General features: G+C 67.0%; 2 protein-coding genes, 1 rRNA gene and 1 riboswitch. Of the genes, 2 read left to right on the forward strand and 1 reads right to left on the reverse strand.

Going from position 1 to position 3,440, the window contains the following annotated elements; all coding sequences use genetic code 11:
- Positions 1–813, reverse strand: a 16S ribosomal RNA gene (locus tag OXG33_13230); the annotation flags it as partial.
- A 619-nt stretch (positions 814–1,432) separates the two neighbouring features.
- Positions 1,433–1,535: riboswitch (SAM riboswitch) on the forward strand.
- A gap of 216 nt (positions 1,536–1,751) precedes the next feature.
- On the opposite strand from OXG33_13230, the gene thrC reads away from it, so the two are divergent.
- Together thrC and OXG33_13240 are read left to right on the forward strand one after the other, a co-directional pair.
- Positions 1,752–2,999 carry a threonine synthase gene (gene thrC, locus OXG33_13235; protein ID MCY4114880.1) on the forward strand — a complete coding sequence of 416 codons (1,248 nt, stop codon included), beginning with the start codon at positions 1,752–1,754 and terminating at the stop codon, positions 2,997–2,999.
- Positions 3,000–3,031: 32 nt separating this feature from the next.
- A complete protein-coding gene (locus OXG33_13240; GenBank protein MCY4114881.1) occupies positions 3,032–3,304 on the forward strand; it encodes a MoaD/ThiS family protein in 273 nt (90 codons plus the stop codon).
- The last annotated feature ends 136 nt before the right edge of the window (positions 3,305–3,440 follow it).

Below are 3,440 nucleotides of genomic sequence, written 5' to 3' on the forward strand. Positions count from 1 at the left end.
CCATCGTTTACGGCGTGGACTACCAGGGTATCTAATCCTGTTCGCTCCCCACGCTGTCGCTCCTCAGCGTCAGGTCAGACCCAGACCGCCGCCTTCGCCTCTGGTGTTCCGTCCGGGATCTACGCATTCCACCACTCCCCCGGACGTTCCGCGGCCCTCTGCCTGCCTCGAGCTCGGTGGTTTGCTCCGACCCTCCCCGGGTAAGCCGGGGGCTTTCACAGGGCACCTGCCGAGCCGCCTACGAGCGCTCTACGCCCAGTAATTCCGGATAACGCTCGCCTCCTACGTATTACCGCGGCTGCTGGCACGTAGTTAGCCGAGGCTTATTCCTGGGGTACCGTCAGTTGCGTCCCCCAGAAAAGGGGTTTACGACCCGAAGGCCTTCATCCCCCACGCGGCGTTGCTGCGTCAGGCTTTCGCCCATTGCGCAAGATTCCCCCATGCTAAACCCCGTAGGGCTCGGGACCATATCTCAGTCCCCGTGTGGCGGATCATCCTCTCAGACCCGCTACCGATCATCGCCTTGGTGGGCCATTACCCCACCAACTAGCTAATCGGCCGCAGCCCCCTCAGCAGGCGCCATATCGAGTTCCCCCGACACAGCTTTCGTCCACGGGCATCACCCCGCGACCACATGCGGTATTGTCCCCGGTTTCCCGGGGTTATTCCCCACCCGCCGGTAGGTTAGCTACGTGTTACGCACCCGGACGCCACGGTCGTGGCGAAGCCGAAGCTTCACCCGTACCGTTCGACTCACATTGGTAAAGCACGCCGCCAGCGTTCATCCTGAGCCAGGATCAAACTCGCCAAAAAAACCTCAGCTCGACCGCAACGCGGCCAAGCGGTTGGTCAGTGTGTTAGACCGCCGGGCGCCGAAACGCCCCGCGGCTCCATCGAGCCGTCCTGATCAACACGGACTACTGTCGCGCTGAGATTCAGGCCATGGGCGACCCGAATCCTCACGCTCACTCTTCCCCTGTTAAGGTGCCGCGCGATTGCGGCTCGGACCCGAGAGATGCGCCGCCAAGGCGGGCAATATCAAAAGGGTCACCGCAGCGCGCACGGAAGCGCTCACATGCGTGAACGTGCCCCAAGGATAGCACGCAACCCCGTTGGCGAGGCCGAGGCAGGTTCGTCATTCCCGCCGAGCCGGGAATCTCGCGGCCGCTCAACCTGGCCGCCCACGGGTAGGGGCGGTTCGCGAACCGCCCTTGTCCTGTTATGCAAGGGTCTCCGGAGGCGGGAATCCACGCTCCACCCAACCTGGGGGCGTCCGAAGTTCTCGCGGGGCTCCATCGCCTGACTGGGTACTTCAAGGGACAGTCGGTGTGAGTGGGCGAGGGTGCCCGCACGTCGCCTATCAACCCGCTCCGTTGGCGAGGCCAATCCGGGGTGATATCCTTGCCCCGGCCATGGACGAGCACATGGCTGGCTCTCATCCAGAGTGGTGGAGGGAACAGGCCCTGCGAAGCCTGGCAACCTGCGCGGCCACGCGCAAGGTGCCAACTCCGGCGGCGAAAGTCGCGAGATGAGAGGTCACGGGAATCGTGACCCCTCGCTGGTCGGAGCAGCGAGGGGTTTCGTGCAAGTGGGATGTTCACGGTGAGCCACAGGCGCATCGTCCGTCGGCGGGTCATGGCGATGGCCGGGCCCGCGCGCGCCGCGGGCCGACCGGCCGCTTCGGCCGCCGTCTGAGTCCATCCCCCGAGGGCTAGCCCCCCGACCCATTGCCAACCGAAGGACGATTTTCCGTGAGCACCATCAACGCGCTCCAGTGCCGCGAGTGCGGCCGCGCCTACGAACCGAGAGCGGTTCACGTCTGTGAGTTCTGTTTCGGCCCGCTCGAGGTGCAGTTTGACTACCAGGCCATCCGCGACCGCGTCACGCGCGAGTCCATCGCCGCCGGTCCCCAAACCCTCTGGCGCTACGCCGACCTGCTGCCCGTCGAGAGCGGCTGGGACCCCACCTGGCCCGTGGGCCTCACGCCCCTGCAGCGCGCCCACAACCTGGGCGAGCGGCTGGGGCTGAACCGCCTCTACATCAAAAACGACACCGTCAACCCCAGCTTCTCCTTCAAGGACCGCGTCGTCGCCGTGGCCGTGGCCAAGGCGCGCGAGCTGGGCTTCGAGACCTTCGCCTGCGCCTCCACCGGCAACCTGGCCGGCGCCGTCGCCGCCGCCGGCGCCCGGCACGGCATGGACACCTACGTCTTCCTGCCCGCCGACATCGAGCTCGGCAAGGTGCGCGGCGCGGCGGTCTACGGCGCGCGCATCGTGGCCGTTGACGGCACTTACGACGAGCTCAACCGCCTCTGCAGCGAGATCGCCGACCTCTACGAGTGGGCCTTCTGCAACATCAACGTGCGCCCCTACTACGCCGAGGGGTCCAAGACCCTGGCCTTCGAGACGGTCGAGCAGCTCGGCTGGCAAGCGCCCGACCACATCGTGGCGCCCATCGCCTCCGGCTCGCTCTACACCAAGATCGGCAAGGGCCTGCGCGAGCTGGTGGACGTTGGGCTGCTGGACGAGCAGCACACCCGCATCCACGGCGCCCAGGGCGACGGCTGCGCCCCGGTCGCCGAGGCCTTCGCCCGCGACAGCATGACCTATCGCGCCGTGCGTACGCCCCAGACCATCGCCAAGTCGCTCGCCATCGGCAATCCGGCCGACGGGTTCTACGCCCTCAAGCTGGCCAAGGAGTGCGAGGGCGTCATCGACGCCGTCTCGGACGCCGAGATCGTGGACGGCATCCGGCTCCTGGCGGAGACCGAAGGCGTCTTCGCCGAGACCGCCGGCGGCGTCACCGTGGGCGTGCTCAAGCACCTGGTCGAGAACGGCGAAATTGGCCCCGACGACCTCACCGTCGCCCTCATCACGGGCAACGGCCTCAAGACCCAGGAAGCCATCGACAGCCAGACCGCCGACAGCTTCGCCGTCAAGCCCACCGTCACCTCATTCGAGCAAGTCCTCGCCGACCGCGGGGTCTACGTCACGGCCTAGGTCGCCAGGGCGCACAGAAGGAGCCGCACCGCATGCCAACCGTTCGCATCCCCACGCCGTTGCGCAGTCTCACCGGCGGCGAGAGCCGCGTGGACGTGGCCGCCGACACCGTCGGCGCGCTGGTCCAGCAGTTGGAGACCGACTATCCGGGCATGGCCGAACGCCTGCTCGACGCCGACGGCGAGCTTCGCCGCTTCGTCAACATCTACGTCGACGGCGACGACATCCGCTTCAAGGACGGCTTCGACACTGCCCTCGACGGCGTTGGCGAAGTCTCCATCGTCCCGTCCGTCGCCGGCGGCTAGCCCACCACGTTCCGGTTCCCTCTCCCCTGACGGGAACCTGTCTCCGGGTGCCTCGTTCGCGGTCCGATTCCCTCTCCCTCTGGAGACCTTTGCATAAACCCAGGGGCGGGGCGGACCATGGGGCGTCGCCAGGCGG

The organism is Chloroflexota bacterium, assembly GCA_026708035.1.
Lineage (GTDB): Bacteria > Chloroflexota > UBA11872 > UBA11872 > UBA11872 > JAJECS01.